We start from the raw sequence: 6,768 nt of genomic DNA on the forward strand, positions 1-6,768 counted from the left end.
ATGCGTTGGCTTAAAGGGTTGCTGCTGGCCGCCATTCTGCTGGTAGTCTTGCTGCTAGGCATTCTCTTCGCCGTGAATAACCAGCAGGCGCTGCCACTGAATCTTATCTGGGTCGAGCTGCCTCCTGCCTCGCTATCGCTCTGGTTACTCGTTGCCCTGGCTTGTGGCGTACTTCTGGGCATGCTGGCGATGACCGGCGTCTACCTGCGCCTGCGCACGCTGTTGACCCGTGCCCAGCGTCACAACCAACAGCAGCGCAAGGAGCTCGATCGTCTCCGCATTCAGGAGTTCAAGGAAATTCCCTAAATGCCCGACCTGCTGCTGCTGGCCCTGCTGTTGGCAGCAATTGCCATTGGCTGGTGGCTGGGACGCCGCGAGGCGATCAAGCCACACCGCCAGTCGCAGCAGCAAGCCAGCCTGTCCCGCGATTATTTCGTCGGGCTCAATTACCTGCTCAATGAGCAGCCCGATCGAGCCATAGAGACTTTCGTCCAGGCGCTCGAAGTCAACAGCGATACCATCGAAACCCACATCGCCTTGGGCAACCTGTTTCGTTCACGGGGCGAAGCCGACCGTGCTGTCAAGATACATCAGAACCTGCTTGCCAGGCCCTCGCTGACCAACGCTCAGAGTGACCAGGTCCAGTTGGAACTGGCTCGTGACTTTCTGCATCTTGGCCTGCTCGACCGCTCCGAACGCCTGTTGCAGCAAGTAATGCGCGATACCCAGAACGACACCATGCGCCAGGCAGCCCGGCGCTTGCTCGTGGATCTGTTCGAACGCGAGCGAGAATGGCAACAGGCGCTGGACGTCGCTTTGCCCCAGATGGTACGCCAGGACCAGGATATCCGACGGGCGGCGGCACACTGGCATTGCGAGTTGGCCCAGTTGGATATGCAATCGGCGAGCCCTGCCCTGGCACGCAAACGGCTGCGACAGGCGTTGTCCATCGACGAATGTTGCGTCAGAGCCAATTGGTTGCTGGCACGACTCGAACAGGAAACCGGCAACTACAAGGCGGAAATTCGCTTCCTCAGCAGAATTCCCGAGCAGGATCGTGACTTTGCCCCGGTCGTCCTCGAGCCAATGCGTGACGCCTTTTACAAGCTGGAAAACGAGCCTGGCCTGGAGCAGTACCTTCGTCAGTCGGTCGCGGCCACGCCGCACATAAGCGCCGTGCTGATGCTGGCGGAGCTGGTGGAACGCCGCGAGGGCATCGAGGAAGCAACGCGCCTGGTCAGCGAGCAGTTGGCCAGCACGCCCAGCCTGCGGGGGATCGATTACCTTATGGATCTTTCGCTGCTCGACACCACGGACGCACCGCAACGTGAACGAATCGCCTTGCTCAAGCAGCACACCGAGAAACTGCTCGCTGCACGACCGCGTTTTCGTTGCCAGCGCTGCGGTTTTTCGGGAGGCCAACTGCTCTGGCAATGCCCCAGCTGTCGACACTGGGGCACTACCAAGCCGATTACTGGCCTTGAGGGCGAGTAGCCAATTCTTGCTCGATGGCAACCAATGCTGCCATGGGGTCGTCCGCCTGCGTCACCGGGCGACCGACGACCAGATGCGTGCTGCCTGCCGCCATGGCATCGGCCGGCGTCATGATTCGGCGCTGGTCCCCAGCCTCGCCATTGGCAGGACGAATGCCTGGCGTTACCTTGAGGAAGCTGTCGCCGCAAATCTCGCGTATGCGTGCAGACTCCCGTGCCGAACAGACCACGCCATCCATACCGCTCGCCAGGGCCAGCGCAGCCAGTCGCTCCACCTGCTCCATCGGCTCGATATCGAGACCGGTCTCGGCGAGATCGCTGCGCTCCATGCTGGTCAGCACGGTCACGGCAATCAATCGCGTGTCGAGATTGTGCGTTTCCAGCCTCTCGCGCGCGGCTGTCATCATGCGACGCCCCCCCGAAGCATGGACGTTGACCATCCATACGCCCTGCTCTGCGGCCGCCTGGACAGCACTGGCCACGGTATTGGGAATGTCGTGAAACTTGAGATCCAGAAACACCTCGAATCCACGACCGTGGAGCGCTTCGAGAATGTCCGGTCCACTGCGCGTGAATAACTCCTTGCCGACCTTGACACGGCAGCGACGCGGATCGAGGCGATCCGCCATGCACAGCGCGGCATCCAACGAGGCGTAGTCAAGCGCAATGATCAAGGGAGAGATTGGGGAAGGCATGGCGACTCCAGGGCAGTGTTCGGCGCCAGTATACCAGCGACACCCCAAGGTCGGCATGCAACCTCAATGCGAGCCATGACGTCGTCTCGTCGGGACAATGGCTTACATCATTCGGCGGCAATGACGCTATTACCGAATCGTCCATCGAATTAGGGTAGGACCGGCAATAATCATTGCCTATCGAAAAGAAAAAAGGATATGAGATGAAAAGCTTGCTAAAGGTGGCAATCTTCAGCCTGTTGCTCGGCAGCGCCTCCCTGGCCATGGCGCAGGAAGCCACGGTCAATATCAATACCGCCGATGTCGAGACCTTGTCGCAACTGCCGGGTATCGGCGCCACCAAGGCGCAGGCCATCGTGGAAGACCGTACGGCCAATGGCCCCTTCGCCAGCGTCGAGGAACTCGATCGCGTCAACGGTATCGGCGCTGCCACGATCGAAGGACTGCGTGCCCAAGCCGGTACCTAAGTAGCCACGCCGGCATGCATAAAGGCAGGCACAGGCATCATTCGATGCACAGCGTGCCTGCCACTGCTGGCACTAGATGCGCAACGCACCATCACACTCGATGACTCGCCCACTGAAATAGGCATTCTCGAAAATGTACCGTACGCTGTCGGCGATATCCTCTGGCTGTCCCAGCCGCCCCAGCGGAACGCCCTTGGTAATTTTCTCGAGGATTTCCGGACGCATCGACGAAGTCATCTCGGTCTCTATGAATCCGGGCGCCACTGCGCCGACCCGAATGCCGTAGCGCGCCAGCTCCTTGGCCCAGGTCACGGTCAGGGCAGCTACGCCTGCCTTGGTCGCCGCATAATTGCTCTGGCCCATGTTTCCCGCCCGGGAAATGCTGGAGATGTTGACGATTACCCCTTCGTGACCCGCCTCGATCATTTGCGTGGCCGCCTCTCGCCCGCAGAGAAAGACGCCTGTCAGGTTGACATCGATCACCTGCTGCCACTGCTCGAGCGACATGCGCCCCTCGACTCGCCTTTCCTTGGCCTTGACCAGCAAGCCGTCTCGAGTGATCCCCGCATTGTTGACTAGACCGCACAACGCCCCCATTCGCTCACGAATGGCACTGAATGTCTCGGTGACCGATTTTTCGTCGGCGACATCAGCCACAAATGCTTGCGCCTCGATTCCTGCATCCTTCAGGGTGTTGACTGCCTTATCCAGTGCATCCCCTTCCCTGTCAATCAACGCCAATCGGGCGCCTCGCTCGCCGAGCTGTCTGGCCATGGCCAGCCCCAAACCACGAGCGCCACCCGTTATGGCTATCACTGCATCATCGAGTTGCATGACTTCCTCCTGCCCTAGCGTCTATTGTGCACTGCAATATGTCGAACATAGCATGCTGCGCCCTTCCTCGCTATTGATCATAGGCGGGAGAACTCGATACCGGCCTGGACTTGCAATCCCCGGTTCCGCCACCATTTCCCTATAAGTCACGCGATCCGGAGCGTATATGCCGATTCTCTTTGCCTTCACCCTGTTCGCCCTGCTGGATTTTGTCATCCTGTTTTCGGTCGGCGCCCAGATTGGCCTATTGATGACGTTGCTACTCATACTCGGCACCGGCTTCCTGGGCCTGCACTTGGTGCGCCGCGAAGGCTTGGCTACCTTTCAGCGAGCCCAGCAACGCCTGGCCCAGGGAGAAATCCCCTCTAACGAGCTGATGACCGGCGCAGCGCTGATCTTCGGTGGCGCCCTGCTCATGGCCCCTGGATTTCTCTCAGACGCCCTGGGCTTCATGTGTCTACTGCCTACGTCGCGCCAGTTCCTGGGCAAACTGCTGTCCCGACTCCCTTTCAAGGTACAAAGCTTCACCTCGACCACCTATACACGTGGCAGCGAGGGCTGGTCGCAGCAGACGCGCGAGAACGACGAGACGACCCACCAGCCCCGTCACGACGAGCGCCGCGACGGAGGCACTCCGCTCGAAGGCGACTTCATTTCCAAGGACGAGCCGCGTTATTGAATTTTTTTTCAGGGCAGCCCTTGAAAGGAATTTGCCCGGCCCCATCAAGGGGATCAGACACGGATTCGGTCATTCGGCATTGCCGATTGACCAATAACACCGGGAGGCCAAGGCCTCTCACCCCTTGAGCTTTGCTCGACAGGGATCATGCATTTCGAGTCATGCAACCATCAGGAGAACGTGAGCAATGAACATCCGTCCCTTGCACGATCGCGTCGTCGTCCGTCGCGTTGAAGAAGAACAGAAAACCGCTGGCGGCATCGTGCTCCCGGGTAACGCCCAGGAAAAGCCGACTCGTGGCGAAGTGCTCGCCGTCGGTAACGGCCGGATTCTCGACAATGGGGAAGTTCGTCCGCTGGACGTCAAGGTTGGCGATACCGTCATCTTCAAGGAAGGTTTCGGCGTAGAAAAGCAGAAGATCGACGGTGAAGAAGTGCTGATCATGAGCGAGTCCGACATTCTCGCCGTGGTTGAAGGCTAATAGCGCTAGTCTTGCCCCTTCTCATTTTTGAACGTTGTTTATCGCACTGACTTCAGGAAGCAAAGAAAATGGCAGCGAAACAGATCAAGTTCTCAGACGACGCTCGTAAGCGCATGGCGCGTGGTGTCAATGTTCTCGCCGACGCCGTGAAGGCCACCTTGGGTCCGAAGGGCCGTAACGTCGTTCTCGAGAAATCCTTTGGCGCCCCCACTGTCACCAAGGACGGCGTTTCCGTAGCCAAGGAAATCGAGCTCAAGGACAAGTTCGAGAACATGGGCGCCCAGATGGTCAAGGAAGTCGCTTCCAAGACCTCTGACGTGGCCGGTGACGGCACCACGACTGCTACCGTTCTCGCTCAGTCCATCGTCAATGAAGGCCTGAAGGGCGTGACTGCCGGCATGAACCCGATGGACCTCAAGCGGGGCATCGATCAGGCCATCGTCGCCGCCGTCAAGGAAATCGAGCAGCTGGCCGTGCCCTGCACTGATTCCAAGGCCATCGCCCAGGTCGGCACCATCTCCGCTAACGGTGATGCCCGTATCGGCCAGATCATTGCCGAGGCAATGGAAAAGGTCGGCAAGGAAGGCGTCATCACTGTCGATGAAGGCCGTGGCTTCGAAGACGAGCTGGAAGTCGTCGAAGGCATGCAGTTCGACCGTGGCTACCTGTCGCCCTACTTCGTGACCAACCAGGACACCATGGCCGTCGAACTCGAAGACGCCCTGCTGCTGCTGGTCGACAAGAAGATTTCCAACATCCGCGAACTGCTGCCGGTACTGGAAGCGGTCGCCAAGGCCGGCAAGCCGCTGGTGATCATCTCCGAGGATATCGAAGGCGAAGCGCTGGCCACCCTGGTCGTGAACAACATGCGCGGCATCGTCAAGGTTGCGGCTGCCAAGGCGCCCGGCTTCGGCGACCGTCGCAAGGCAATGCTGCAGGATATCGCCATCCTGACCGGCGGTACCGTGATTTCCGAAGAAGTCGGTCTGACCCTTGAGCAGGCCAACCTGGACCACCTGGGTAGCGCCAAGCGCATCACCATGTCCAAGGAAAACACTACCATCATCGATGGTGCCGGTGCCGAGGGCGACATCGAAGCGCGTGTCAGCCAGATCCGCGCCCAGATCGAAGAGACGTCTTCCGACTACGATCGCGAGAAGCTGCAGGAGCGTGTCGCCAAGCTGGCTGGCGGTGTTGCCGTCATCCGCGTCGGTGCTGCGACTGAAGTCGAGATGAAAGAGAAGAAGGCTCGCGTCGAAGACGCCCTGCACTCGACCCGTGCTGCCGTCGAGGAAGGTGTCGTGCCTGGTGGCGGTACCGCCTTGGTACGCATCCTGACCAAGATTCAGGAGCTCAAGGGCGACAACGAAGATCAGACCCACGGTATCGCCATTGCCCTGCGTGCCATGGAATCTCCGCTGCGCCAGATCGTCACCAACGCCGGCGAAGAAGCTTCCGTCATCCTCAACCGCGTCAAGGATGGTGAAGGCAACTTTGGCTACAACGCCCAGACCGGCGAGTACGGCGATCTGTTCGAGATGGGTGTACTCGACCCGGCCAAGGTGACCCGTACTGCGCTGCAGTCTGCCGGTTCCGTGGCGGGTCTGATGATCACCACCGAAGCGATGATCGCCGAAGATCCGGAAGAGAAGGAAGCCGCTCCGGACATGGGCGGCATGGGTGGCATGGGCGGCATGATGTAATCGCCGACCCGGCAAACCCACTAGCCTTTGCTAGTATCGAGAAGCCCTGCCAACCTTGGCAGGGCTTCTTTTGTTTGGGCTGACCTGTCCTGAATAGAGTTGACACGTTCCGCCCCTTATCTTGGGAGAACGTGATGAATCAACGCATTAAACGCACCCAGCGGGACTACACCCTGGCCTTTAAACAGACGGTGGTAGACCAGGTCGAGCGCGGCGAGATGACCTACAAGCAGGCTCAGGCTCGCTACGGTATCCAGGGCCGCTCGACGGTACTACAGTGGTTGCGTCGCTATGGTCACCAGGACTGGCGTCCCGGGGCCACGGAGCGCGCCGCCAGGAGACCTGTCATGCCAAAATCGCCTCCGACCCCGGAGCAGCGCATCAAGGAACTTGAGGAGAAGCTGCGTCTGGCCGAG

At 59.7% G+C, this 6,768-nt stretch carries 9 protein-coding genes; 7 read left to right on the forward strand and 2 right to left on the reverse strand.

Going from position 1 to position 6,768, the window contains the following annotated elements:
* Entirely contained in the window at nucleotides 1-306 is a 306-nt protein-coding gene (locus BM194_RS06535) for a lipopolysaccharide assembly protein LapA domain-containing protein (protein ID WP_092844930.1), read from the forward strand.
* On the forward strand, nucleotides 307-1,494 hold the full coding sequence (gene lapB, locus BM194_RS06540) for a lipopolysaccharide assembly protein LapB (RefSeq protein ID WP_092844932.1): 1,188 nt from the start codon (nucleotides 307-309) through the stop codon (nucleotides 1,492-1,494).
* Here lapB and pyrF read toward each other — a convergent pair.
* Complete coding sequence (pyrF, locus tag BM194_RS06545) at nucleotides 1,472-2,188, reverse strand: orotidine-5'-phosphate decarboxylase (protein WP_092844934.1); 717 nt, start codon at nucleotides 2,186-2,188, stop codon at nucleotides 1,472-1,474. The genes lapB and pyrF overlap by 23 nt on opposite strands.
* A gap of 203 nt (nucleotides 2,189-2,391) precedes the next feature.
* Between pyrF and BM194_RS06550 the strand changes: the two genes are divergently transcribed.
* Complete coding sequence (locus BM194_RS06550) at nucleotides 2,392-2,655, forward strand: ComEA family DNA-binding protein (RefSeq protein WP_092844936.1); 264 nt, start codon at nucleotides 2,392-2,394, stop codon at nucleotides 2,653-2,655.
* 72 nt (nucleotides 2,656-2,727) lie between these two features.
* On the opposite strand, the gene BM194_RS06555 is transcribed toward BM194_RS06550, so the two are convergent.
* Nucleotides 2,728-3,489: an SDR family oxidoreductase gene (locus BM194_RS06555; protein WP_092844938.1), complete on the reverse strand. Its 762-nt coding sequence runs from the start codon at nucleotides 3,487-3,489 to the stop codon at nucleotides 2,728-2,730.
* A gap of 166 nt (nucleotides 3,490-3,655) precedes the next feature.
* Between BM194_RS06555 and BM194_RS06560 the strand changes: the two genes are divergently transcribed.
* From BM194_RS06560 to BM194_RS06575, 4 genes are all read left to right on the forward strand, one after another.
* On the forward strand, nucleotides 3,656-4,168 hold the full coding sequence (locus tag BM194_RS06560) for an FxsA family protein (RefSeq protein WP_092844940.1): 513 nt from the start codon (nucleotides 3,656-3,658) through the stop codon (nucleotides 4,166-4,168).
* A gap of 187 nt (nucleotides 4,169-4,355) precedes the next feature.
* Entirely contained in the window at nucleotides 4,356-4,649 is a 294-nt protein-coding gene (locus BM194_RS06565; RefSeq protein WP_043526490.1) for a co-chaperone GroES, read from the forward strand.
* Nucleotides 4,650-4,717: 68 nt separating this feature from the next.
* Complete coding sequence (gene groL, locus BM194_RS06570) at nucleotides 4,718-6,352, forward strand: chaperonin GroEL (protein WP_092844942.1); 1,635 nt, start codon at nucleotides 4,718-4,720, stop codon at nucleotides 6,350-6,352.
* Between the two features lie 134 nt (nucleotides 6,353-6,486).
* Nucleotides 6,487-6,768: helix-turn-helix domain-containing protein (locus BM194_RS06575; RefSeq protein WP_143097575.1), on the forward strand; the 282-nt coding region annotated here is incomplete at its 3' end.

Origin of the sequence: Modicisalibacter xianhensis (assembly GCF_900113605.1) — a bacterium.
GTDB classification, from domain to species: domain Bacteria; phylum Pseudomonadota; class Gammaproteobacteria; order Pseudomonadales; family Halomonadaceae; genus Modicisalibacter; species Modicisalibacter xianhensis.